This window comes from Pseudomaricurvus alkylphenolicus (assembly GCF_011683955.1).
GTDB classification, from domain to species: domain Bacteria; phylum Pseudomonadota; class Gammaproteobacteria; order Pseudomonadales; family Cellvibrionaceae; genus Pseudomaricurvus; species Pseudomaricurvus alkylphenolicus.
Genome location: NZ_JAAQPI010000009.1, coordinates 14,775 through 39,751 on the forward strand (window position 1 = coordinate 14,775; position 24,977 = coordinate 39,751).

At 54.6% G+C, this 24,977-nt stretch carries 24 protein-coding genes; 8 read left to right on the forward strand and 16 right to left on the reverse strand.

Features of this window, described 5'->3' with window-relative positions:
* Positions 1-16 precede the first annotated feature (16 nt).
* From HBA55_RS21175 to HBA55_RS21220, 10 genes are all read right to left on the reverse strand, one after another.
* Positions 17-631 (reverse strand): NADPH-dependent FMN reductase, encoded by a 615-nt coding sequence (locus HBA55_RS21175; protein WP_166995596.1) that lies wholly within the window; start codon positions 629-631, stop codon positions 17-19.
* Positions 632-647: 16 nt separating this feature from the next.
* Positions 648-1,760 carry an acyl-CoA dehydrogenase family protein gene (locus tag HBA55_RS21180; RefSeq protein WP_166995598.1) on the reverse strand — a complete coding sequence of 371 codons (1,113 nt, stop codon included), beginning with the start codon at positions 1,758-1,760 and terminating at the stop codon, positions 648-650.
* 12 nt (positions 1,761-1,772) lie between these two features.
* Entirely contained in the window at positions 1,773-2,963 is a 1,191-nt protein-coding gene (locus tag HBA55_RS21185; protein WP_166995600.1) for an acyl-CoA dehydrogenase family protein, read from the reverse strand.
* Positions 2,964-2,986: 23 nt separating this feature from the next.
* Positions 2,987-3,799 carry a crotonase/enoyl-CoA hydratase family protein gene (locus HBA55_RS21190; protein ID WP_206019909.1) on the reverse strand — a complete coding sequence of 271 codons (813 nt, stop codon included), beginning with the start codon at positions 3,797-3,799 and terminating at the stop codon, positions 2,987-2,989.
* The gene (locus tag HBA55_RS21195; protein ID WP_166995603.1) at positions 3,796-5,430 is read right to left on the reverse strand and encodes an acyl-CoA synthetase; all 1,635 of its coding nucleotides are present in this window, start codon (positions 5,428-5,430) and stop codon (positions 3,796-3,798) included. Before HBA55_RS21195 ends, HBA55_RS21190 begins: the two co-directional genes overlap by 4 nt.
* Positions 5,431-5,453: 23 nt before the next feature.
* Positions 5,454-6,617 (reverse strand): thiolase domain-containing protein, encoded by a 1,164-nt coding sequence (locus HBA55_RS21200; protein WP_166995605.1) that lies wholly within the window; start codon positions 6,615-6,617, stop codon positions 5,454-5,456.
* Positions 6,617-7,669, reverse strand: coding sequence for a lipid-transfer protein (locus HBA55_RS21205; protein ID WP_166995607.1), 1,053 nt, complete (start codon positions 7,667-7,669; stop codon positions 6,617-6,619). The genes HBA55_RS21200 and HBA55_RS21205 overlap by 1 nt, the downstream gene beginning before the upstream one ends.
* Entirely contained in the window at positions 7,662-8,144 is a 483-nt protein-coding gene (locus HBA55_RS21210; RefSeq protein ID WP_206019910.1) for a Zn-ribbon domain-containing OB-fold protein, read from the reverse strand. Before HBA55_RS21210 ends, HBA55_RS21205 begins: the two co-directional genes overlap by 8 nt.
* A gap of 66 nt (positions 8,145-8,210) precedes the next feature.
* A complete protein-coding gene (locus HBA55_RS21215; protein ID WP_166995609.1) occupies positions 8,211-8,669 on the reverse strand; it encodes a Zn-ribbon domain-containing OB-fold protein in 459 nt (152 codons plus the stop codon).
* A 4-nt stretch (positions 8,670-8,673) separates the two neighbouring features.
* Positions 8,674-9,804, reverse strand: a complete 1,131-nt coding sequence (locus HBA55_RS21220; protein ID WP_166995611.1) for a nitronate monooxygenase — start codon at positions 9,802-9,804, stop codon at positions 8,674-8,676.
* 342 nt (positions 9,805-10,146) lie between these two features.
* On the opposite strand from HBA55_RS21220, the gene HBA55_RS21225 reads away from it, so the two are divergent.
* Positions 10,147-12,471 (forward strand): TonB-dependent receptor, encoded by a 2,325-nt coding sequence (locus tag HBA55_RS21225; RefSeq protein ID WP_166995613.1) that lies wholly within the window; start codon positions 10,147-10,149, stop codon positions 12,469-12,471.
* Between the two features lie 677 nt (positions 12,472-13,148).
* Here HBA55_RS21225 and HBA55_RS21230 read toward each other — a convergent pair.
* The 4 genes from HBA55_RS21230 to HBA55_RS21245 all read right to left on the reverse strand — a co-directional run bounded on the left by HBA55_RS21230 (position 13,149) and on the right by HBA55_RS21245 (position 16,625).
* A complete protein-coding gene (locus tag HBA55_RS21230; RefSeq protein WP_166995615.1) occupies positions 13,149-14,219 on the reverse strand; it encodes a hypothetical protein in 1,071 nt (356 codons plus the stop codon).
* 79 nt (positions 14,220-14,298) lie between these two features.
* Positions 14,299-14,868 carry a nitroreductase family protein gene (locus HBA55_RS21235; RefSeq protein ID WP_166995617.1) on the reverse strand — a complete coding sequence of 190 codons (570 nt, stop codon included), beginning with the start codon at positions 14,866-14,868 and terminating at the stop codon, positions 14,299-14,301.
* 18 nt (positions 14,869-14,886) lie between these two features.
* Positions 14,887-16,128: a CaiB/BaiF CoA transferase family protein gene (locus HBA55_RS21240; protein ID WP_166995619.1), complete on the reverse strand. Its 1,242-nt coding sequence runs from the start codon at positions 16,126-16,128 to the stop codon at positions 14,887-14,889.
* Between the two features lie 11 nt (positions 16,129-16,139).
* Positions 16,140-16,625 carry a VOC family protein gene (locus HBA55_RS21245; protein ID WP_166995621.1) on the reverse strand — a complete coding sequence of 162 codons (486 nt, stop codon included), beginning with the start codon at positions 16,623-16,625 and terminating at the stop codon, positions 16,140-16,142.
* A gap of 180 nt (positions 16,626-16,805) precedes the next feature.
* Between HBA55_RS21245 and HBA55_RS21250 the strand changes: the two genes are divergently transcribed.
* Entirely contained in the window at positions 16,806-17,705 is a 900-nt protein-coding gene (locus HBA55_RS21250) for an SDR family NAD(P)-dependent oxidoreductase (RefSeq protein ID WP_166995623.1), read from the forward strand.
* Between the two features lie 3 nt (positions 17,706-17,708).
* Here HBA55_RS21250 and HBA55_RS21255 read toward each other — a convergent pair whose 3' ends face one another.
* Positions 17,709-18,488, reverse strand: a complete 780-nt coding sequence (locus tag HBA55_RS21255; RefSeq protein ID WP_166995625.1) for an enoyl-CoA hydratase/isomerase family protein — start codon at positions 18,486-18,488, stop codon at positions 17,709-17,711.
* Positions 18,489-18,705: 217 nt separating this feature from the next.
* On the opposite strand from HBA55_RS21255, the gene HBA55_RS21260 reads away from it, so the two are divergent.
* The 6 genes from HBA55_RS21260 to cofH all read left to right on the forward strand — a co-directional run bounded on the left by HBA55_RS21260 (position 18,706) and on the right by cofH (position 24,100).
* Positions 18,706-19,197 (forward strand): MaoC/PaaZ C-terminal domain-containing protein, encoded by a 492-nt coding sequence (locus tag HBA55_RS21260; RefSeq protein ID WP_166995627.1) that lies wholly within the window; start codon positions 18,706-18,708, stop codon positions 19,195-19,197.
* 11 nt (positions 19,198-19,208) lie between these two features.
* Positions 19,209-19,709 carry an FAS1-like dehydratase domain-containing protein gene (locus HBA55_RS21265; RefSeq protein ID WP_166995629.1) on the forward strand — a complete coding sequence of 167 codons (501 nt, stop codon included), beginning with the start codon at positions 19,209-19,211 and terminating at the stop codon, positions 19,707-19,709.
* Positions 19,706-20,203, forward strand: a complete 498-nt coding sequence (locus HBA55_RS21270) for a hotdog family protein (RefSeq protein ID WP_166995631.1) — start codon at positions 19,706-19,708, stop codon at positions 20,201-20,203. Before HBA55_RS21265 ends, HBA55_RS21270 begins: the two co-directional genes overlap by 4 nt.
* A gap of 131 nt (positions 20,204-20,334) precedes the next feature.
* Positions 20,335-21,027: an NADPH-dependent F420 reductase gene (npdG, locus tag HBA55_RS21275; protein ID WP_166995633.1), complete on the forward strand. Its 693-nt coding sequence runs from the start codon at positions 20,335-20,337 to the stop codon at positions 21,025-21,027.
* Positions 21,027-21,770 carry a 2-phospho-L-lactate guanylyltransferase gene (gene cofC / locus HBA55_RS21280; RefSeq protein ID WP_166995635.1) on the forward strand — a complete coding sequence of 248 codons (744 nt, stop codon included), beginning with the start codon at positions 21,027-21,029 and terminating at the stop codon, positions 21,768-21,770. The genes npdG and cofC overlap by 1 nt, the downstream gene beginning before the upstream one ends.
* The gene (cofH, locus tag HBA55_RS21285; RefSeq protein WP_166995641.1) at positions 21,743-24,100 is read left to right on the forward strand and encodes a 5-amino-6-(D-ribitylamino)uracil--L-tyrosine 4-hydroxyphenyl transferase CofH; all 2,358 of its coding nucleotides are present in this window, start codon (positions 21,743-21,745) and stop codon (positions 24,098-24,100) included. The genes cofC and cofH overlap by 28 nt, the downstream gene beginning before the upstream one ends.
* On the opposite strand, the gene HBA55_RS21290 is transcribed toward cofH, so the two are convergent.
* Positions 24,097-24,975 carry an aldolase/citrate lyase family protein gene (locus tag HBA55_RS21290; protein ID WP_166995643.1) on the reverse strand — a complete coding sequence of 293 codons (879 nt, stop codon included), beginning with the start codon at positions 24,973-24,975 and terminating at the stop codon, positions 24,097-24,099. The genes cofH and HBA55_RS21290 overlap by 4 nt on opposite strands.
* Positions 24,976-24,977 lie beyond the last annotated feature (2 nt).

Below are 24,977 nucleotides of genomic sequence, written 5' to 3' on the forward strand. Positions count from 1 at the left end.
AGTTCTCCAGGGTAAATCACATGCCGCTGCGGAACACCGACAGGTCGGTTTTGCCGCTGCGGCGAATCGTACGGAAGGCCTGTGCGTATTCGCGCAACAGCTCCAGGCAGTAGCGCAAACGGCTTTCAAAATAGGGTTGTGCCGTATCGCTGTTTTCTTCCGGGTGGGGGTTGAATACAGACTCCACATTGCGGACGATCAAATGCTCGGGCAGGTAACAAATGCGATTGTTTTTGTAGCTGCTCATGCGCAATTCCGCTACCGGGTAGGCACCGCCATCGGTGGATGAGACGGCCACAATCAGAGCCGGCTTGTGGGCCAGCTCGCCCCCGCTCCACATCAGGAAGAAGTTCTTGAGTGCTGCCGGCACCATGCCGTGCCATTCCGGGCAGACGATCACCAGGGCGTCGCTGCTTCGCAGTTTGGAGGACCAGGGGGCCAGCCGTTGCTGCCAGGTATCATCCTGTTGCCAACAAGCCTCGTCCCAGAGTGGCAGGGGGGAGTCGGCGAGATCGAAAATGTTCGCCTGTTCGCACAGTTGGTGTTGTAGCAAACACGCGTAGATAGCATCCGCAATTTTGCGAGTTTGCGAAGCGCGGCGATGGCTGCCGCAGACGATGGTTATCTGCATTCTACGGTTATCCTCATCACTCGATATTGATATTGCCATCGGCCAGGTGTTGGCCCAGTGCCTGAAGGTGCATGGCAGCGCCGCCCAGGGTCAGTTCCACCATTTTGCTGTGAGTGGCGTAACGCCAAAGGCCGTAGTCGCGGTCGGCGCCGATACCCCCGTGCAAGTGTTGGCTGGCATAGCTGACGCGGTGCCCGGCGTCTGCTGCCCAGCACTTGGCGATGCGGACGGCGATGTCAGCGTTGCGTTGTTCACTGAGCAGGGAGACTGCCTGTTGGGTAACCAGACGCAGACAGCTCAAGTCGATAAAGCAGTTGGCGGCTCGGTGCCCCACAGCTTGGAAGGTGCCCACCTTAACCCCAAACTGCTCCCGCTCGGCGACATAGGCTGAGGTCATGGACAACATGCTATCCAGGCAACCCACCTGATAGCTGCACAGTGCCGCAGTGTAGTGTTGTACCAGATAACGCAGTGCCTCGGCGTCTCCCAGTTTTTGGGCCGCTTTGACGTTCTTGAGGGTGAGGGCATACAGGGGCTCTCCGGTATTGCTGTGCAGGGGCTCGCATTCAAGTCCGTCCTGTTGTGCATTCACCAAAAACAAACCGGCCTGATGTTCACAGCTGGCGCTGACCAAAAAGTAGTCCACGTTGTCCGCGTAGCTGACATTGATTTTTCTGCCTTCGAGTTGCCATTCATCGCCGATTTGTTGTGCCTGAGTGGTTGGTGTCTCAAGCTGGTGGGGGCTCCATTCGATCAGGGCGGGGGATGCGCAGCATTGCCCCGTTGCCAGGCTTGCCAGCACCGGTTGCAGGGCGGCATCGCCATATTTTTGCAGAGCCAGTGTGCAGATGCTGCTGACAACCAGGGGAATGGGGGCGAGTACTTTGCCGGCTTCTTCAATGACGATGCAAAGCTCGCTAAAGCTCATGCCCATACCGCCGCAGTCCGGTTTGACGGGCAATCCCAGTAGACCCACGTCACCCAGAGTACGCCAGAGGCGGGCATCGTATTTATCGTCGCCCTCGATGGCTTCCAGTTCCCGGTGTCGGTCCGTGTCAACGTTTTCACGAAAGATTTTTTCGCTCAGTTGGCGGATTTCCAATTGGGATTCTGTCGGTGTGAAATCCATGGTGTTGTCTCCTTATCGGCTGGCGCGGGGAATCATCAGCCCCGCCGCGGAAATAATGTCGCGCTGGATTTCGTTGGTGCCACCACCAAAGGTGAGCACTGACGCCACTCGATACATTTGCTCCAGATGACCATCCAACACCGCCTTTTGTGACGCCCGACTTAGCAGTGAGCCTTCGCCGATCACTTCCATCAAGGCGCGATAGGCCTCGATAAACATTTCTGACCCATAGACTTTGGCGGCAGATGCGTCTGCCATATTCAGGTTGTCCTGGTCAATGGCCCAAGCCTGTTTGTAACACAGCAGCTTGAGAGCTTCGGCGTGAACCTGCACCTGGGCGAGCCGCGATTGTACCCAGGCTTGATCAATCACCCGCTCACCATTAGGCAGGTGTGTGTCGCGGCACCACTGGCATACGCTGGTGAAGAGCTTGCAAAGGGCACCGTGTGTAACCAGCGCCAGACGTTCGCGATTAAGCTGACTGGTGATCATCTTCCAGCCGGTGTTTTCTTCGCCCACTCGCATGCTGACCGGTATACGCACATTCTCGTAATAGGTGGTATTGGTGCGCACACCGCCCAGCGTGTAGATGGGGGTGAAGCTGATTCCCGGCGTATCAAAGGGAATCAGAAACATGGAGATGCCCTTGTGCTTGGGGGTATCCGGGTGATTGTCTGTTCTGGCCGCCAGCCACACATAGTCGGAGCTCTCCGCCAGGCTGGTAAAGATTTTTTGCCCATTGATGACGTACTCATCACCGTCGCGTTCCGCACGGGTTTTTAGAGACGCCAGATCAGTGCCGGCGCCCGGCTCTGAATAACCAATACAGATGTTTACCTCGCCGGCCAGAATGCGGGGAATAATGTCGACCTTCATTTCTTCACTGGCAAAGCGAGCGATGGTGGGGCCCACCGATTCGGTTGTCAAAAAGGGGTAGGGGAAACCCGCCCGTTGTACTTCCTCGGTAAAGATGTACTGGTCAATGGCACTGCGTTGCTGGCCACCAAAGGCTTTGGGCCAACCCAGACCGATCCAGCCATCGCGCCCCAACTTGCGCAGACCTTCACGCCACCGGGGGCCGCCGCCTTCGCGGCGGGAGGGGTCAAACAGCTCGGCCTTGAGCTCTTCAGTCATAAAGTCTTCAAAGTATTGTCTTAGCTCGGCTTTCAATTGTGTTTGTTGTTCGGTAAATTCCAACTGCATTGTATTTTTCCGTTGGTTGTCGGTCAGAGACCGCGAAATATCGGTGGGCGTTTTTCGGCAAAGGCGCGCATGCCTTCTTGGGCGTCCTGGCTCTGGAAAACCGGTTGACCTATGATGAGTTCTTGCCGCAGGGCTTCTTCTTCCGAGAGGTGAGCACCATTCGCTCTCAGCGACTTGAGCACGGCAGCTACGGCGAGTGGACCATTGGTGCAGATTTTCCCAGCTATTTGGAGTGCCTCTGCAAGCGCCTGCCCCGGTTCAACCACACGATTAACAAGGCCCCAATCCAGCGCTTCACGGGCGCTGACGTGGCGTCCGGTCAGCAACATTTCAGCGGCGAGGCAGTAAGGTATCTGTCGGCGCAAACGCACGCTGGAACCGCCGAGTGGAAACAAACCACGGGCCACTTCGGTAATACCAAACACGGCATTGTTTGCGCAGACGCGAATATCGGTTCCCTGCAGGATTTCGGTTCCACCGGCCAGGGCATAGCCCTCGACGGCAAGAATGATGGGCTTTGACGGCACCTGGTGGCGCAGCAGCGCCTGCCAATGCAAGTCGGGTACCTGTTGTCGCAGGGCGTCAAACTCAGCAGCAAGGGCCTGGTCAGGGCCACTCTTGAGATCCATACCGGCGCAAAAAGTGTCGCCATTGGCGGTGAGTACCGCACAACGCAGTTCACCGTCTGCATCCAGGCGACGCCAGGCACGGTACAATCCCATCAGCATCTGCTGACTGAAAGCGTTCTTGGCGTCGGGGCGATTCAGCGTGATCAACAAAGTATGTTCACGCTGTTCCACAAGACAATGATCGGTACTGATATCCAGTAAACTCATGGTGCCTCTCCGTCTATTGGCGGGTTTTGCAAAGCAAACTGCTGCGCCCAGCGATAGTCGGGTTTGCCACTGGCGGAGCGGCAAATATGATCGGCAATGTGCAATTCCCGCGGCAGCTTATAGCGGGCGATGGTCTGGCTGCAGTGTTCCATCAACTCTTCCAGGCTCAGCTGGGTACCGGGCCGAACTGACACGACCGCTGCAACACGGCTGCCAAATCGGGGATCGGGAGTAGCCACCACCAGTGCGTCGAGTACACAAGGGTGTGATTTCGCGGCCTGTTCCACTTCTTCCGGGAAAATTTTTTCGCCACCGCTGTTGATGCAGTTGCTGCCGCGTCCATAGACAACGATAGTTCCGTCTTCCTGGACGCTGGCCAGATCGCCGGTGAGCGTCCACAAGCGTCCGTCAATGTTTAGAAAGGTACTGGCGGTTTTTTGCGCGTCGTTGTAATAGCCAACGGGTATATGCCCGGACCTGGCGAGGTAACCCTGTTCACCGGAACCGGGTGTGACAAACTTGCCTTCGGCGGTGACAACATCGGCGAATTCGTTACGGGCGATGCGCCCAAGGCCGTCGCAGGCCTTGCCATTGTCACCCCCTTGTAACCCGGTTTCTGAAGAACCAAATGAGTTGGTGACTATCAGGTTGGGGAAGATCTCCTTAAAGGCCTGTTGGACCCATTTGGAAAATACCGCACCGCCCGATCCGATGACAAACAGGGAACTGAGATCCCACTTGCTGGGGTTCGCGCGGATTTCATCCAGCAAGGGGATAGCCATGGCGTCGCCCACCAGAGCGATGATATTGACGCTTTCTTGCGCCAGCATTGGCCAGATTTCGGAGGCTTTGAACGAGCGGCCGGGGTACAGCACGATCACCCGACCGGCCAACAGCGAAGACAATGCAGCCCACCAGCAGGCGCCGTGCATCAGTGGTGCCAGGGGCGCGCAGACCATTTCAGCGTTGGGGTCAACCCGCTCGCCGATTTGCGCGGCGGTTTTGATCGGCCCGTCAGGGTGCAATGTGCTGTTGCCACCCAGTGCGGCAAAATATAAGGCTTTGTGTGGCCACATCACGCCTTTGGGGGCACCCGTGGTTCCACCGGTGTAAAGCACAAACAGATCTTCTTCTGAACGCGGGGAAAAGTCGCGACGATCAGGTTGGGCTGACAGTACTTCTTCGTAGGCTTGCGAATCGATAATGGCCGGGTCTTCGCTGGTATCATCATCCACAAAGATGCAGTGTTTCAATTTGCCAATGACGCCCTTCAGGCCCGCCAGCTCGGGTATAAATTCCCGGCCGTGAATGCAGGCCACCATATCGGAGTTTTCGATGATGTATGCCAGTTCTTCGGCAACATAGCGATAATTGACGTTAATCGGCACCGCACGAATCTTGAAACAGGCGAGTGTGGTTTCCAGAAACTCATTGCAGTTGTAGAGGTAAACGCCAACATGATCGCCGGTCTTTACACCGATAGACAACAGGTGGTGAGCCAACTGATTAGCGCGCTGGTCCAACTCTGCGTAGGTGATGCGCGCGTCTCCGCAGATCGAAGCGGTACGTTGCGGAATCCGGTCCGCGACCCGTTCAAACATGTCGGCGATATTAAAAGGTATCTCGTTCATTGGGAGCTCCTTGCTCAACCGGGTTACTGTTTCTCGGCGCCGACGACCCACATGGAAAAAAATTGGGCACCGCCCCCATAGGCGTGCCCCAAGGCCAGCTGTGTACCCTCCACTTGGTAATCGCCCGCCAAACCGCGCACCTGTTGTGCCGCCTCCGCAAATCGGATCATGCCGGATGCCCCGATGGGGTTGGTGGAGAGGACGCCGCCGGAGCAATTCCAGGGAATATCACCGCCTTCAGGCAGAGAGGTAGCGCCCTCCAGGGTTAATTTCCAGCCCTCACCGATATCACAAAAGCCCAGATTCTCCAGCCACATGGGTTCATACCAGGAAAAGGGCACGTAGATTTCCGCCGTGTCCAGATCCTTGCGCGGGTTCTGAATGCCTGCCTGCCGATAGACGTCTTTGGCACAGTCGATACCCGCTTGTGGGTTCACCTGCTCGCGGCCGGCGAAGTTGGTCGGTTCCGAACGCATGGCGGTACCGCGTATCCACGCCGGCTTTTTCGGACTTGCTGCGGCGGCGCGTTCACTGCCGATGATCATGGCGCAGGCGCCGTCAGAGGATGGGCAGCTCTCCAGGAAACGCAGCGGTTCCCACAGCATGGGTGAGGCTTCTACGGTGGCGAGATCGATGTCCGGCATATGCAAATGCGCGAGGGGGTTGCGCAGAGCGTGCAAACGATCTTTAACCGCCACCTGCATGCCGACCTCGGCGGGCGCGTTGGAGCGCTGGATGTATTCACGAATCAAAGGTGCAAAAAAACCGCCGGCGCCGGCGTTCAGGTGAGTGGCAAAGGGTTGCTTGGAAGACAATGCCCACATGGCATTGGATTCGGATTGCTTTTCGTAAGCGACCGTCAATACCCGCTCGAACACGCCACTTTGCACATGAGACGCTGCGACAATGGCGGTGGAGCCGCCCACGCTGCCGGCGGTATGTACCCGCAGAATCGGTTTGTTGGTCGCGCATAGGGCGTCGGCCAGATAAAGCTCCGGCATCATATGGCCCTCGAACATATCGGGGGCCTTGCCGATCACAACGGCATCGATGTCCGACCACTCCAGTTGCGCATCGTCCAGCGCATTTTGAGCAGCCTCGCGCACAAGACCGGCAATGGATACATCGTCTCGCTGGGTCTGGTACTTGACCTGACCGACTCCTATTACTGCTGCATGATTTGCCATTATGCGGCCTCCAGAATCGTCACCAGGTTTTGCTGTAAACAGGGGCCGGACGTCGCGTGTGCAAGCCCGAATTTGTAGTCACCACGCAATATGGCAGCGGCCATACTGCCGATGCGATCCAGCCCGGCGGCCATCATGACGTTGCCCGCGAGGGCACCACCAGAGGGATTGATGTCGACATTTTCAGATAGCCCCAGGCTTTGCCGCAAAAGAATTTCCTGGTGACTGAAGGGGGCATGGAGTTCAGCCGCTTCAATGTTGTTGTGCAAGCCGGCCGACTTGGCAGCATTTCGGGCGGAGGGTGAATCTGTCAGGTCACGAAAACCCAGCATATGGGATTCAATGCGATGATCCATACCGACAACGCGCGCATAAGGCAGGCCCATTTCCCGCGCCTGGGATTCGCGACAGATGACAAGGGCGCTGGCACCGTCGCTGATGGGACAACAGTCGGATTTCTTTAGGGGCGCGATCCAATCTACTTCCGCCTGCAGTTGTTCCTGGCTGACGGGCTTGCGCAGCTGTGCCCGCGGGTTTTTCTGCGCTTGGCGACGGCTGTTGATGACAACCTCGTTCATTTGCTCTCGCGTACAACGTCCGGCGTCCAACATAGCTCGTGCCTGCAGGGCGGCCAGCGAAACACTGTCGGGGCAGAGGGGCTGCAGATAGTAGGGATCCAGCTGCAGTGAAAGCACTTCCGGTAAATTGCCGGGAGAGCTCTTGCCGAAGCCATAGATCAAGGCAGAATCAATGTCGCCCGCCAGCATTTTCAGGTAGCACTCATAGAGTGCCCAGGCTGCATCCATCTCCACGTGGGATTCTTTGATGGGTGGAAACGCCCCCAGAGCATCCACTCCAGCTACAAAGGCAAAGGGTGCCCCCTGGAGATAATCGGCACTGCCGGAGCACACAAAATCAATATCGGTTCGAGCCAACCCACAAGCCTGCAAGGCTTCATTGATAACGGGCATGATCAACTCCACCTCGTTGGCGCAACCGGCATCTCGCACCATGGGGGCCTGGGCGTAGGAAACAATGGCAATATCAGTCATGTTCACCTCCCAGTGGTTTAAAGTAGCGAATGTTATCCAGACCGTAGTCCCACTCGGACTCCGGACGCCACACGGCCTTCACTTTCATGCCCAGTTTTACCTTGTCGTTGTCCACTTCTCCGATCAGGTGGTGGAAGGCGTTGTCGGCGCCGTTTAGTCGGATATGGGCGACCACAAAGGGTGGTTTGATTGGATTGTTGGGAATGGGGATGTGAACAACCGTAAATTTATCGATAACGCCTTCATCAGTCAGTTCGATATTGTCACAGGTTGCGACGCCGCAGCGGGCGCAGGAGCCACGACAGGGGATGTACACACTCTCGCAGCCAGGGCAGCGGCGTCCGATCAGCCGGCCTCGTTTTATGGCGTGCAGAAAGGACAGGCTGGAGGTGCCCGCGGTAAAACGGTATTGCAAATAGAGTGGGGCCTGCATCATGGTGACCGGCCCGGCGGATTCGTTTGGATTGGAACTCATATCGGTCTTCGCTTTTATTTCAAGGCACTGGTTTCTGGATGAATGTCGCCGCTATTCGTTTTCAGCTCACTGCTTGTGGACTTCGAAGCAGGCGATATCCTTCACATTGCCCACTCGCTCTGGGGCCCAGCGCACCCTAACTCTCATGCCGGTGTGTACCTGTTCTTTGGCGTCAGCCGCCAGTGCGTGCAACATCGCGCCGTCGCAACCTTCAAACCTGACCAGAACCCAGGCAAAGGGTTTGTTCAGGGGGGCGGAAGAGGAAGGTTGGCTGACCCAACACCAGGAGAGAACAGTGCCTTCGGCAGCAACGGGTTCGAGCTCCTTGATGCTGGCACCGGAGACGGGTTCAAATTCCGGTGGTGGCACCAGCAGGGTTCCTGCCCGAGTGCGCGCCGCAAGTACTTGTCCGTCGCGCAGGCCGGTCAAAAACCGGCTCAGCACCGGCCCCAGCGAACGCGTGTAGGTAAATCCGAGTTCAAAGTCCTGGGTCAGGGGCGGAAGTTCGTTCAATGTGTCTGTCATGGTGTCATCCCTGTGCCTGTTCCAGCAGTTGGTTGAGACGCTCCTGGGCGCCCAGGTATTCGTTCAGCAACCGGGTAATCAAACTACGGCAGGATTCCACCGCATTGATCTGGCCAACGACTTGTCCCACTGGGTTAAAGGCCACCTCTTGAGTGCGACTGACACCGGCGTAGTGACCGGTGCGCTTCATAGCATCGTTGGTTACCAGTCCCTGCAGGGGCATGCCGAGTGGTGATGGGGTATCCTCCAACTCCCAGGCATCGGACCAGTGGTTTCGCAACACGCGGCAGGGTTTTCCGGTCCAGGCGCGAGAGCGAACCGTGTCTTCCGAAGTGGCATCAAAGTAGGACTGTTTCTGCGCTGGTTGCGCATGGGCTTCTTCCACGGCCAGCCACAGGGAACCGGTCCATACCCCCTGCACGCCGGTGGCCATGGCCGCTAACATTTGCTGGCCGCTGGCAATGCCGCCAGCGGCCAATACCGGTATATCGCCGGCGGCTTCAACGGCTTGAGGCCAGAGTACAATGGAGCCGACGTCTCCGGTGTGACCGCCGCCTTCGCCGCCCTGGGCAACGATAAAGTCCAGCCCGGCGTCGCGGTGTGCTTTGACCTGTTTGATGCGACCGCACAGGGCTCCGACCAGGCGTCCGGAATCCTGTATCTGTTGCACAATGTGGGCCGGAGGTGTGCCCAGGGCGTTGGCGATCAGGCGGCATTTCGGGTGTCTCAGTGCAATATCCACACTGGTGCTGGCGATGGCTTCGTTCCACCCCAGAAGTCGAGTTTCCTCTTCATCGGGCATAGGAGGGACACCGTGATCACTCAGGAGTTTATCGGCAAATTCCCGGTGTTGTGGCGGTACCATTGCCTTGAGTTTGGCTTCCAGTTTGTCCGCGTCGAGCTCGCCCTGGCCCTCGTACTTCTGCGGAATCACCACATCCACACCGTAGGGATAATCACCGATATGTTCGTCTATCCAGTCCAGCTCACGCTGCAGCTTTTCGTTGGTCATGCCCACGGCACCCAATACGCCGATGCCGCCGGCGCGGGATACGGCGACCACCACGTCGCGGCAATGGGTGAAGGCAAAAATGGGTAGATCTATTCCCAGTCGTTTACACAGTTCTGTCTGCATAATGATCCTTTGGTGTTCTGTTCGGCTTGTTCGATGGGATCATTGTACGAACCGGGGGATTGGACAAAATAGCAAATTGGTTCAGTTTGGCATGGCTTTTGACGTCCAGACTTATGCCTTTACGAAATGACCAAATTCGCTAAGATAACCCATCATTATCAAGTGATTTCGGACGGATTACTGAAGGCCTGATGAATCGTTTTTGGCTCATTTCAATACCCTTGACGGGTCGAATGTGCGATGCTGTTTGCCATAATGAAGTCGACCGATGACACTGGTGACGAGAGAGTTTGCGCTTCAGTGGGCATCACGACTTCAATAAAAACGAATGCGGAGAGATTCATGTCTACCAGAACAAACGGAGCTTCATTCACCTGCGCAGCTAAACTGCTGCCACTGAGCATCGCCTTGGCGAGTCTGCCTCTTGTGAGCAGTCACGCCAGTGAGGATGACGACAGTTGGGCGATCGAGGAAATTATCGTTACGGCACAGAAACGCGAGCAATCGTTGATGGATGTGCCCAATGCCGTGAGTGCATTGACGAGTGACTTTCTGGAAAAAACCAATACCAATCAATTCGTGGATGTAGTGAAAGTCACCCCGGGGCTTTTTATTGCCGACACCCGCGATGGCCTCGGACAAGCGGTCAGTTTGCGTGGAGTGGGTGTGGCGCCATTTGCGTCGAACTTGCGTCCATCGGTGACCATGTTTCTCGATGATGTTCCCCTCACTCGCCTGGACAGCGCCTTTACCAGTCTGATAGACGTGGAGCGGATTGAGGTTCTTAAGGGACCACAGTCCACGCTGTACGGTAAGGAGGTGGCGGCTGGTGCTATTGTGATGAAGACCAAGAAACCGGAGCTTGATGTGCTGGAGGGCGGCGTTAAGGTCGACCTGGGCAGCAATAACAAACGCGAATACGAAGGCAAAATCAATATTCCTCTCACTGACAAAATGGCGTTAAGGCTGGTGGCTTACGGAGGGGAAACCGATGGTGAGTTGACCAACATTCTCACTGGGAAGGAAACCAGCCGCGAAACCGATGGCGGCCGCGTACGTTTTCTTTACCAACACAGCGATGATCTGGAAGTAATCCTCACCCATGAGCAGCATAACCAGCGGGTCCGCAATGCTGTGCGTGACCGTGTCAGCTATGGTGTCTTCAGTCAGCCGTTGATCGATGCGGGAATTATTACGCTGCCGGCGGATCCCTTCGATGATAAATCAGAAGTATTGGTTCCTTCAGGCAGAGACATCCGGGTCAAAAACAGCGCTATGCACATCACTTGGGATATAGATTCCAGATGGACACTCAGTTCGATCACCGGCTATCAAGTATTCGACCGGGAGTTGAAGCAGGGTGGCGCGGTGCCCGGATTTGAAGGTCAGTCAGGAGGTGATGGCTCTTTCCTGCCAAATGCAACTTTGCCGTTCCGTTCGGAAGGCAGCCCGGAAAACGAGCGCAGTGTATCGCAGGAATTGCGACTGACTCATGTCAATGGAAATTGGAGCAGTCTCTATGGTCTGTTTTACAACACTTTGGATTCCTATGAGGCGACATCTATCGTTACGGGAACCGGTTTCCCTTTGGTAACGGCCCGCCATAGGGAGAATTCGGAGTGGTCTGTGTATACGCACAATACGTATTCTTACAGTGAGGATCTGGATATCGTGTTCGGTCTGCGCTACGGTGAAACTGAACTGGATCAACGTAATCTGACTTCTTTTTTTACCGGCTATTATGGCGATGGGACTTTGCCGTTGGGGCCCCCCAAGGACGATACCTTCCGCAATATGGGCGGTACTTTGAAGCTGGTTTATAGCATCAGCAATGATGTGAACGTTTATGGGGGTGTTTCTCAGGGGTATAAGCCAGGTGGATTTAACGATACTCCAGGTGTGCCATCGTTTGAAGAAGAAACGTCCACCAGCTTTGAAGTGGGTGTAAAAGGAACTTTTCTTGACAACCGCCTGAGGGTGAGTGCCAGCGTGTTCCATCAGGTGTATCAGGATTATCAGGTACAGGAGTTTAATCCCGAGGTGACTTCGGGGTTGTCCAGTATTCTGTCTAATGCCGCTGAGGTGACAGTTGAGGGATTTGAGGCCGATTTTCTATGGATGGCAACCGAAAATCTGAGTTTTGATGGTGCTATTACCTATACGGATGCGCGTTATGACAGCTATAAAAATGCCAGTTGTAATGATGTTCAGAAGTTGGCTCTAATCGGTACGCCTGCGGGATCGCAGGCATTGGGTTGTACTTCGGCGGAGGACAGTACGTTTACCGCTCCCGATGGGTTTCAGGATCTGAGTGGTAAACGCTTGTCTCAGAACAGCCCTTTTGCGCTTAATCTCAATGCTCAATATACCGGTAATTTGACTGACAGTTTGACCTGGTATGTGCGTGGGGAGTATGCGTTTAAAGATGATTTTCACGGTTTTGTGACGCTTGAGCCCGGTGCGCATCAGTCTGCTTATTCGTTGGTCAATGCGCGCTTGGCGGTTGGTGCCAGTGATGGTGCCTGGGAAGTGGCTTTGTATGGCAAGAATCTGCTGGATGAGGATTATATCGGAGGGTTCTTTCCGGGGCGTGATGGGGAGTTGGGGATTGTCGGGATCAAGGGAGAGGGGCGCACCGTTGGGTTAGTGGCGGTTGGAAAATTTTGATCTTTGGAACATAACTGTAGAGACGCTGCTGTGATTCTATAGGCAGAAAAGTGCCATAAGCTGTCTTTCGTAGTTCGCAGTTTGTGCACTAGAGGGATCGTGGCGGGCCGTTTCGAAGGGAGCCGTTTTCTTTTATAGTTCGGGGGCGGTCCGCTTCGGGGTGCATCCATCTGGAACACGCTCGAGCCGTCCATGGTCGCTAATAGTTCCGCCATCCATGGCGGAACATTGTCCCATATGGATGCACCCCGAATCGGCCCTTTGCATCGATAATTGGTTTCTTAATTAGAGCTCTGTGCTCCCTTCGAAGCGGCCCTTACCTTCACGTTTTTACCTTCTTTTGCAAGGTGCGGGATGCCGCAGATGCCTGCAACGGCCGCACGAATGTAGGTCGGATTAGAAGCGCTTCGCGCTTCGTAATCCGACGTTCCGCCGAAGGTTTAAATTGGCGGCGGCCGTGTATAAAACACCTCTCGCAGCAACATCCCAAGGTGTTAAAAACCAGGCCGCAGCCAACGAACATCGCCGGCGGAACCGTCGGATTACGCTCCGCGAAGCGGAGCTAATCCAACCTACGCGAGAGCAAAACCCTGCCGATTCGAACGGCAGCAAATGGCACTTTGCTGCCGAAACTCGAACCAAAACAACCCAAAAGTTTTACCGAAACACCCTAATTTCTATGGTCTCTTGACCAAATCGGCGGCTTGGCCTTTACCATGCATTTTATCGCAATAGTGACTGCCGCCGTATTCAAGAATAGATTGATCAACTGAGACAGTTTCGACCAGCCGATCGTTCTTGTAGACCTCCACGCTGGTTTTGGCACTCATGGACTTCATAACAGGGTTCTCAGATTGAAACACTGTAAGTGAAGGCGTTACATGATTGTAGAAACTCCCCAGAGGAGCCTCGGCAACAATTTTGACTCGATAGTCTCCTTCTATCATTTGTACCTCCATCCAACTGGCGCAAATGTCGGATTTTGTAGTGGTATCCCAACCCTTGATGGAGGGAGAAAAGGTCAAGTTGTGCTTTGGTGTAATCAAACGGCCAGCCCAGCTCTCGATCGGAAGATTACCGTCAATCCCGCCGGTAAACATCAGCTTCACCTGCTCGGAGACCGCCATTAAATAGATCATTCCCGCTGCCTGACCATCGTTCCAGCCTCTGTCGATATAGGTTAGCCCATGACCGCTGTGTTGTGCCCAATGGTCCTTGAATCTGTACTGAGTCTCCGTCGCCATGCTGAAGACAAACCATTGGTTTTCTACGAATGGCAGGGAGGTTACCCATCCGAAGGGACTAGCGCCGGGGTTTTCGTCATTGGAGTAGTGGATATGCTCATCTTTGAACTGTGCGCTGATTGACACGTCTGGTAAATTCAACTCAATGGAAGATTCATTTATCTTGGCGGCGCCGGGAACTTCGAATTTGAAGGAATAGGGTTTGTCGCCGTTGACGGGGGCTGCCACAACATCCTTGTAGTAGTAATCGTATTCGCGTTTCTGGCCCGTTTTAGGAGTGAACACCACGTGCAGATACGCCTCCTGCTTATCTGCGCCTGTATCTTGGTTGAGGAAAGTTAGAAATACGATTTTGAAGTAGCCGACGTCTGGATCATGTATGTAGTAGTACCAGGCGTCGGACCAGGGAAATCCGTGAACCGGTCGTGGGGAGAATTGATCCAACGTTGTCGCTGAGGCGCTGCTGATGGCACAAATCAGGAAGAGGAGTTTGAATGTCTTCATAGGGCTTGACCAGTAATCGTCTAGAAAGCAGCTATCCTCTACAGGATAGCGCATGAACTTGGATTTTTATTTCGGGTTTTTAATCGGGCATTACACCAGGCCAGTGTTGGGTAAACGCTTCTGGCTCCAGAGCTTCCAGCGGCTTTCTAACTTTGGGTGTACCCATATACAATAATCCGCAAATATGATCAGTCTGTTCGAGCCCGAATGACCGTTTTAGCAGAGGGTGATACGCAGGGGCACCGGTGCGCCAGATGGCACCGACTTCAAGGGCGTGGGCGGCGACCATCATCAATTGGGCTGCGCCGGCGGTGGCCAAGATTTGTTCGATCTCCGGGATGCGGTCATGTTCCTGAACTTTGGCAACCACTACTACAATCAGTGGTGCACGTAGTGGTGCCCTTGCTGCTTGTTCCAGTTCCTTTTCGGTTGCATCAGGCTGACTTGTACGTTTGATTTCCTTGAGTACTTCGCCCAACCCGTGGCGGGCATCACCTTTAATGACGATAAATCGCCAGGGTCTGAGGCGACCGTGGTCATTGGCCCTGAGCCCGGCTCGGATGATTTGGTCAAGTTGTTCCGAATTTGGGGCCGGTTCCGTCAATAGTGCTACGGAGTTACGAGTGTGTAATGCTTCAATGGCATCCATAGGTGTCTCCTTTAATTGTCAGCTGACAGCTCTATTCGTCAGCAACTGTTCGATTTTATCCGCTTCGTATCCGAGGATGTCGGTTAATATGTAACGATTGTGTTCGCCGCTGCTTGGAGCGTTACCGGGCTCGGGCCAGTTTTCATCTACGAACTTGGTGGGCAGAGGCAGTAAATCCGCAACGTGCGTTGCGGCAGTCATCCAGGGCAGACGTTGGTGAAAGTGTGGATCGTTATCAAGCGTTTTCGGAGTATTTACCGGTGCAATGGCGGTGTTGTGTTCCACGGCGAACTGCATCCACGCCTTCGTGCTGCGTTGCTGAAATTCGTCGCGCAGCAGTGCCTGCAGCTCTCGGTTACCCACGGCATGGTCGCCATAGCGGTTGCCGGGCCAGCGTTCAAACCATTCGGGATGACCGACGCCATTGCAGAAGTTTCGCCAGAACTCCTGTTCGGATGCCATAAACAGAATGTGTCCATCGCTGGTCTGGTAATACTGATAGCGCACGCCGTTTTGCATTCCGGCGGTACCCGGCGCACGGCGCTCAAAGTTATCGCTGGCGTTGCCGGTGACTTCTGATTCGGGGCGTTGGTAGGCCTTCCAGGTGCCGGAACGCAGCCAGTCAAAGAAGGCGGCGGAGTCGGCCTGGGCGATATCGATCATGGCCCCCTGACCCTGTTGCCTGGCCCGCAGCAAGGCGGCACAGATCGACATGGCGGCCATAAGTGGACCTGCGTGCATGCCCACGGAAGGGTGCTCTGGAATGTAGCAAAAACCGTCCGCATCGATCTGCGGTTGTACCAGGCCGGCCCAACTGTCAAACGCGAGGCCATGGGCCGGCAAATTCTGGTAGGGACCGCTCATTCCATAGCCAGACAAACAACAGAAAACCAATTCCGGTTTGATTTTGATTAGCTGCTTGTAGCCCAGGCCGCGTCGTTCGAGGGCACCCGGTCGCATGGCTTCAATGACAACGTCGCTTTGCCGGACCAGGTCTTCAAATACTTTTTTGCCGGCGTGCTGGCGCAGATCCAGTTCAATACTCTTCTTGCCCCGTGACACCTGATGGTGCATCAACGAAGCTCCTTCGATGATGGGCCAGGTCAGCTCCCGTACATAGTCACCACCGGGTGGTTCAATTTTGATAACTTCAGCGCCCAGATCAGCCAGGTACATGGCAGCGGCACCCGGTGCTAACAGTGAGCAGTCCAGGACTCGAATACCCTCAAGGGGCAGAGTGGGTGAGGTACTGGAGGACAAAGTCTGGCTCCTTATGAATGAATGGGATTACCCGGCATGTTGGTTGGGTCACCGGGCATCTGTAGCAGCTCCATACGCACGCCATCGGGGTCTTCGATTCGAGCGACCTGGGATTGATACTGTTCGTTCTTGTGCCTATGGCCCTCAGGAACATTGCCTCCAAACGCTCGAACTCTATCCAGGGCGGCATCGAGGTTTTCGACGCGTATGCCAAAGTGGCTCAAGCCCAGTTGTTTGCGTATTTCGGGCAGTCGACAGTGTGGCGGTCGATCCTGCTGCTGCAACTGAATGCGCATGCCATCACGTTGCAGAAACAGCCCCTCGGTACGCAGCTCGTCCAGCCCGAGCTCGACGGCCGTGGGAGAACGGCCGGTGACGACAAGGTGGGAAATGGGCTCGAACCCCAGGGCTTCGATATAAAAACGACGGGAGATGTCGATATCGCTGACCATAAGGGCAACAAAGGAAATGTATTGAATAGGATCGGTACTGGACACAATAAGCTCCTGAAGGATAAAACCCCATGCTAGCCGATCGATACTGTCGATTTGAAAGCCAGAAGCAGGCTTTGCGGACAGAATTGATTCATCTGTTTCCACCTGCGTCTGCCGGATTGAAGCTCATGAGGCAACGCCACTAGAATCTATTCATGCAAGACAATAAACGAGGGGATCTGAGTGAATATACTTCAAGGTAAAGTAGCCATAGTTACCGGTGCGGGAAAGGGAGTAGGGGCTGGTCACTGTAAACAACTGATCGAGCAGGGTGCCAAGGTGGTCGTCAATGATCTCAATCGAGAATCCGCCTTGTCGGTTGTAGAAGCGCTCAGGCAGGCCGGAGGTGATGTATTGTCCAGTCACCACGACATCAGCCAGCGAGCCGGATGTGAAGCACTGGTTGAACGCGCCATCAAAACCTTCGGACGCGTTGATATACTTATTAATAACGCCGGTATCGTTCGCGACCGTACTTTGCTTAAAATGACCGATGAGGAATTTGAGCTGGTTTGGAAGGTACACGTAATGGGAACCTTCTGGTGCAGCCAGGCAGCCGCCAGAGCTATGGTGAAGCAGGGGCAAGGGGGTGTGATAATCAATACCACCTCCGCAGCGCATTTCGGCAGTTTTGGTCAAACCAACTATGCTGCTGCTAAAGGCGCCATTGCTTCTATGACCTACACTTGGGCGATGGAGTTGGCCTCGAAAGGCATTCGCGTTAATGCCATTTCTCCGCTGGCGACAACCGATATGTCCGACACCTATAAAAATGCGGGGGATATGCCGTACTTTGATCCAGCGGCGAATGGCCCCTTTGTTTGCTGGCTGGCCAGTGATTCTGCCGACTACGTTAGTGGTCAGGTGTTTGGCACTGGCGGAGAACGGATAGCGTTGTTGCAACACCCTGGCTACGGTAAAACGGCTACGCGCCAAGACGGCTGGGATATGGCCAGTATTGATGATCATTTTCCATTGCTGTTTCGGGGGCAATTCGGTCCATTGGGGATGCTGGAGCAGCCCTATCCTTTTAACGATGGCGTGAAATCGAATTTCAAAAGCGACTCAATCGACAGCGAGTGAATGTCAGCTTGTCGCCCGCCGTTGAAGTAGAATCTGCGCGAATTTCTGTTCCAGTGCGTGGGCGTTTTCTATTGTGCCGTCCAAGGCGCCCGCGTTTATAGCTCGCTTGACCGAGGCGGTGAATTCGGTATCCGCTGGTAGCAGTTCTCTGCAGAACCCGATAACCGATTGAAGAAAATTGTCATCCCCAAAAACCTTTTCAACGAGACCCATCGACTCGGCCTCTTTGGGCGTGATGCTTGCGCCGCGCCAAAACAAAGACTTGGCGCGGGCGACACCTACCAGGCCGGGCAGTAACATGGTGCTGCCTAGTCCGGGCATTACACCTATCTCCCGGAACGGCAGTTTCAACAGCGACGAACGCGATGCCAGCCTGATGTCAAAAGGCAGCGTCATGGTAACGCCGATGCCGACAGCGATACCGTTAATAGCCGCGATGGTAGGTTTGGGGTAGTGGTACAACTCTGAGCAAAAGCCGGTCAGAAATTCCTCTGTACCGATGAGTGGTTCGTTCCCGGACTGAAACTCGTTAGCGGGCTGGCGAAGCCGTTGCAGACAGGCACTATCGGCGCCCGAGCAGAATGCGCGACCGCTACCGGTAACGACAATGGCTTTGATTTCATCGTCCCGTTCGCAACGCCGGAAGACGTCCACCAGTTCGTTCCCCATGGTTGGCGTATAGGCGTTGAGACGATCCGGACGATTCAATGTCACAACGGCCATATTGTCACTATAGTGCAGTTCGATGCAGGTGTATTGATTCGATGAATCCATTGTACTCATAGCTATTTACCTTCAGAAGTTAGTAACTGAAGACAGAATACGATTTCTGAACGGGATATTTCGGTAGCACGCGTATGCCTGCAGGCCAGATTGATATCTGCGTGCCCACAGCGGTTGAGGTCTCTCTTATTCAGAATTGCTTTTCGGGTTACTATCGGCTTCAGTATCCCGCCGCTACAGAATGCCCATTTTTCTTTGATTAACTTGGAGAGATGTTGTGACTATCAGAGAAACATCAAATGTCATCCCGGAAGTGGACTTTCGGGACATTGACGGCCTCAACCAATTTGTTGGCAGAGCCTGGGGAGAGTACTCCGGCGAGCTGACGGTCACCCAGGAGATGATCGATCAGTTTGCAGCGCTCAGCGGAGATCACCAGTGGATTCACGTGGACGTCGAACGAGCGGCGCGCGAGAGTCCTTTTGGGGCAACCATTGCCCAGGGCTTTTTACTGTTGTGTTTACTGCCCAGGGTCCGCCCGCCCGCCAATCTGGTTATTGCAGGCCATCAGCGGGTTCTGAACTATGGCGGAGAAACCTTGCGGTTTTTGTCACCGATGATCGTTAATGAGCGGCTTCGAGCCCGTGAACGCACTGTTAGTGTTCAAAAGCACAGCAAGGGCACCCTGGTAACGACAGAGATTCAGATGCAGTCAGTCAATAATGAGGCTGTTGTTCTGGTGTACCGGCTACAGCTACTTTATTGCTAGGTGAATTGCTCATGATTGCGATCCCGGATGACGTCCAGGAGAAGATAGGAGTGCCCCTGTGGGCCAGTCACAGCGGTTGTGTTGTTAACGATACCAGTATCAAAAGTTACTGCGCGGCCGCTCGTAACGGCTCGACATTGTTTTGGCGAGATACTTCCGGTGCCCCACGGGAAAGTGCACCGGCACCTGCAGCCATGGTTTCGGTCTGGGGGCGCCCCGATATGTGGCGACCGGACGCCGATGAGCCCCAGTGGGCGCTGCAGTCTCACTTCTATCTCAAACGTGAACTGGGTCTGCAAGACGCGGTTATTGTGGATAGTGAGCTGGAAATTGCCAAACCATTGCGTATAGGGGATCTAGTGGACAGCGTCGAGATCATACGTTCTATCAGCGAGCTGAAGACAACACGGTTGGGGACCGGGCGTTTTTGGGATATCGATGTGGTTTACCGCAATCAATCTGGAGAGCACGTTGGCACCGAGACCTATCGTGCATTTGGTTATCAGAAATGAAACTGACTCGACACACACCAACAGGCACTCGTCTGCCGGAACTCATCGAGCAGATTACGACATCCACCGTGGTTGCCTCTGCTATTGCCACCCGTGACTGGAGGCCCATGCACCACGACCGGGACTTTGCACGCAACAATAGCAAAGCGCGGGATATTTTCTTGAATACACCGAGTCTGCAGGCCATTCTGGAGCGGTATCTAGGGGATGTGAGCGAAGAGACGTGTCGCCTGGGACGGCTTCGAATCAGAATGAAGCAAAACCTTTGTGCCGGTGACCGTATTCATCTTTGGGGCGAAGTAATTAAGCGCCATGTCGACAGTTACGGGGATGTATGGCAGGAACTTACCGTCTGCATTCAAGTCGATGGTAAAATTGCTGTGGAAGCCCGCGCTTTACTGGCGTGCCCTGATTCAGCGTTTGGTTTACAGGCAAGCCCATGGCAGTGGCGCCGAGAATGGCGGGCTCCTGCCTTTTCAGACTCAAGACGTTAGCCCGCCTCCAATAATTTCTTTTTGGCCTCTGCGAATACCCAATGCAAGCCCGCAGGTCTGGTCGGCTGCAGGGAAAATCCGCAAACTGATGACGAATCGAATATAAATCCACAACAGGAAGATAGTTATTCATGTCAGCAGTCGAATCTGTCAGGCCAAAGCTTGGTGTCATAGGTGGATCGGGAGATCTGGGTTCAGGTCTTGTAAAGCAGTGGTTGATGTCGGGTTACCGAGTGATTATCGGCTCTCGTTCCCTGGAAAAAGCGCAACTGGTGAGAAGCAATATTCTGGAAGAGCTTGGGGACAGTTCACTTGCTGATAATCTCTTCGCTGAGGTCAATGCCGATGCCGCGCGCCAAGCTGATATTGCGGTGCTGACGGTACCCTTTAGCCACCATCGCAGTACGCTGGAATCCCTTCGCGATGCCCTGCAAGGGAAAATTCTCGTGGACGTCACAGTACCCTTGAACCCCCCTGCGGTCACCAAAGTGCAACTGCCGGAGGAGGGGGCGGCCGGGCAGATTGCCCAGAATCTATTGGGAAAGGGTACCCGTGTGGTGTCGGCCTTTCAAAACGTTGCTGCGGTGCATTTACACCGGGGATTGACGGCGGACGATCGCCATAAATGCGATGTGCTGGTCTGTGGTGATGACCCCGCCGCGCGGGCGGCGGTGGTCACATTGGCCAATGATGTCGGTTTGAAAGGCATCGAAGCGGGAGGTATCGCCAATGCTGCCGCCGCGGAGGCTATGACGTCTTTGTTGATATTTATCAACAAACACCACAAATGTCACTCAGGTATTCGCATCACGGGCATGGATTGATGTTCAACCGTCCCCTGCACCTGGCGGCCGTGGTGCCTCTAAACCGACAAGATCAGGCAAAGTCGCGATTGTCTCCGCAGCTCAGTCCGCCCTGGCGACAGAAGTTGTTTCGCGCCATGAGTCTCGACGTTCTTTCTGTACTGAATTGTCACCCGGCAATCACAGACTCCTGGGTGATATCCCAAGATGAATTGAATATGGCCCTGGCCGATAGGATGGGCGCTCAATTCTTGAGGCAGCCGGATGATGAGAGAGGCTTGTCCAGGGCATTGCAGTCAGCCATGCATCAACTGCGACACCGTCAATACGATGGATTGGTGGTTGTGCACGGTGATCTGCCACGTATTTCGGATCATGCCCTGTCGAGTTTTTTGGAGCAAATTCTGCTGCAAAAGGGTAAGGGTATGGTCATTGCCACTGATAAGCATGGCCTCGGCACCAATGCGGTCTTTTGTCCATTGCCCAGCAAGTTCCGGTTTGCCTACGGTTCCGACAGTTGCCATCGTCATGTGGCCGTGGCTCATGCGCTGGAGTTGGAATGTAAAGTGATGAACATCGATGCCCTGGCCCAGGATGTGGATGGGATCGACGATATCATTGCCTTGTTCGATTGTGCTTCTTACAGTCTGGGCAGGCATACGCGTGCGCTGCTACCTCGTCTGGCTGATGAAATTCGACCAGGATTAACAACTCATAAGACTTCGAGACCTCAGTTATGTCCTCTCGACACGATCACCTGCTGAATATTGTTGGTGAAGGTGCTCAGCTTACCACCACCGACGCCAGGCAACTGGCGGAGTCATGTTCAACTCAGAATTTGATGGCAGCTGCCCGGCGACTAAGAGACGGCAAGTACGGCAAGCGTATCACCTATTCGCGCAAGGTGTTTATTCCCTTGACTCAACTGTGCCGCAATCACTGCCATTACTGCACATTTGCTCAACCGCCAAAACAGGTCCCATCGCCGTACCTGGGGGTAGAGGAGGTGATGAAGCGGGTGCACGACGCCCAAAGCCAAGGCTGCAAAGAGGTGCTGCTGACGCTGGGTGAAAAGCCAGAAAAACGTTATCGCAGTGCGAAACAATGGTTGCGACGACATGGCTTTGAAACCACTGTGGACTACCTGGCCAGCACAGCCGAGACGATTCTGCGAGACACCGGCCTGCTACCGCATATTAATGCCGGAACACTGACGATCGAGGAACTGGCGAAGCTTCGCAGGGTATCCGCCTCTATGGGCATCATGCTGGAATCGGCCAGCGAAAGATTATGCGAAAAAGGTGGGGTTCACTACGGCTCTCCGGATAAACATCCAAAGGTAAGATTGAAAACCATTGAACAGGCAGGGCAGCTTCGCGTCCCACTGACGACCGGACTTCTTATCGGAATCGGAGAAACACGCCAGGAACGAGTAGAGTCTCTCTTGCAACTGAGACAGTTGCATCGGCAATACGGACACTTGCAGGAAATCATTATTCAGAATTTTCGGGCCAAGCCGGATACACGCATGTCGACGGCTCCGGAACCGGATCTGGAAGATCTGCAGTGGACGCTGGCGATGTGCCGGTTAATATTTGGTGCCGATATGAACATTCAGGTACCCCCCAATCTGAATGAGGGACTGTGCCAGCCCTTACTTGACGCAGGCATCAACGATTGGGGTGGGATCTCCCCGGTGACGCCGGACTATGTCAACCCGGAGGCTCCGTGGCCCGGGATTCAGCGATTGGCCGCACTGACAGCCCGTGCCGGTAAACAATTGCGTGAACGATTGACCATCTATCCGGAATACGCACTCAATGCAACCAAGTGGCTGGACTCAGCATTGCAGCCAAGCGTGTTGCGTCTGCTTGATGGGCAGGGACTGGCTCGCTCAGATAACTGGCTGCCCGGAACCTCTTCGCCTCCGGCGCTGACCAACCGGGTGCCGCTCTGGCTACACGCCAGGGTGGAGCCCAGAGTGGAGGATGCTGTTAAACGAGCGTGCGCCGGAATGCGGTTGGATGAAGAAGAGATTGCGTTTCTCTTTTCCTGCCGTGGAGAAGACCTGGAATACCTGTGTCGCCAGGCTGATAAATTGCGCGAGCGCCATTGCGGTAACACCATCACTTATGTCGTAAATCGCAATATCAACTACACCAATATCTGTTACTTTAAATGTCAATTCTGTGCCTTCTCTAAAGGCAAACTCAGTGAAAACCTGCGCGGACGACCCTATCAACTGGAGCTGTCTAGCATCGAAGAGCGCGTTCGTGAAGCCTGTCAGCGAGGGGCGACAGAGGTTTGCCTGCAAGGGGGCATACACCCCGAGTTCACCGGACAGACTTATCTGGACATTCTGGCTGCAGCCAGACGTGCCAGTTCGAACGTCCATATCCACGCGTTTTCCCCACTTGAAGTGTGGCAGGGCGCAAAAACCTTGAGTCTGGAATTGGAGCCCTTTCTCTGCGAGCTTAAGTCAGCAGGGTTGAATTCCATGCCCGGTACGGCGGCGGAAATTCTGGCGGATGAGGTGCGGCAGCAATTGTGCCCGGACAAGATCAACACTGAACAATGGCTTCAGGTGATGGGGAAGGCTCATAAGGTGGGGCTGCCGACCACGGCGACCATTATGTTCGGGCATATCGATCAGTATAAACACTGGGCCCGGCATCTGTTGGCGATAAGGGATCTACAGGAGCGCAGCGGCGGTTTCACAGAATTTGTACCTCTGCCATTCGTCAGCGAACAAACGCCCCTTTACCTGAAGAGCCGTTGTCGACCGGGCCCCACCTTCGAAGAGACGCTGCTAGTCCACGCCGTAGCGCGCTTGGTGCTTAATCCCCTCATCACCAATATTCAGACGAGTTGGGTGAAAATGGGATTGCAAGGCGCCAAAGCCTGCCTGGAGGCAGGTGCCAATGATCTTGGGGGAACCCTGATGAACGAGAGCATCACACGAGCGGCCGGGGCTGTTCATGGCCAGGAGGTATCACCACGGCTAATGCAGCAGACCATCCGTTCCTGTGTGGGGCGTTTACCGCAACAGAGGAACACTTTATACCAGCCGACAACTGACCGCGCTGGCGGCTAACGCTTTTGCAGTAGCCGCCTTGCCCGTTCCACAACGGGCAGATCGATCATTTGACCCTTATATTCAAATACCCCAAGGTGTTGATTGTCAAGGTTTTCAAATCTACTGACCAGCTCCAGGGCGCAGCGCAGTTGCTCTGCTGTGGGCTGAAAAACATCATTAACGATTTCGATCTGCCTGGGATGAATGCAAAAGGCTCCGGCAAACCCCATGGATTTTGCCTGTTGAATTTGCGTTCGAAAGGACTCCGTTTGATCAATATTGGCGATGCTGCCTGGAAATCCGTAGGCGGGCAGTCCTGCTGACCGGGCCGCAAATACAAGGTTCTGGCAGGGGGAGAAAAGGTTTTCAGGGGTGGGCTCGAAGCCGCCATCCAAGGCAAGATCTTCACTGCCCAAGGCCATCGCTATATTTCGGGGGGAGGCCAGGCAAATGGATTCCGTCTGTTTCAATCCGGTCATGGTCTCTACCAGGGGCAAGATGCCGACGCTGCCGGCGGGGAGTTTGCGCTTGAGTTCCCAACGCGTGATGACTTCATCCAACAGTCGAAGGTGATCGGCGCCCATGACCTTAGGGATACATACGGCTCTGATGCCGGGAACCATGACCGCCTCCAGGTCCAATAGACAAAGTTCCAGCTCCCGGTTCAGGCGCACGATCACTTCCATATTGGCGTCGTTGAGAAGTTCGATGCTACGAGCTACAGACGCCCTGGTTTCATCTTTTTGACGCGGGGCAATACTGTCTTCGAGGTCCAAAATAATGGCTCCCGCCGAACGGGTGTGGGCAGTGGTCACAAATCGTCGATTGTTGGCAGGTATAAATAGAACAGAGTGCCAGCTTGCCGCAGGAGGGCTGTCAATTTTGTCAGTCACTG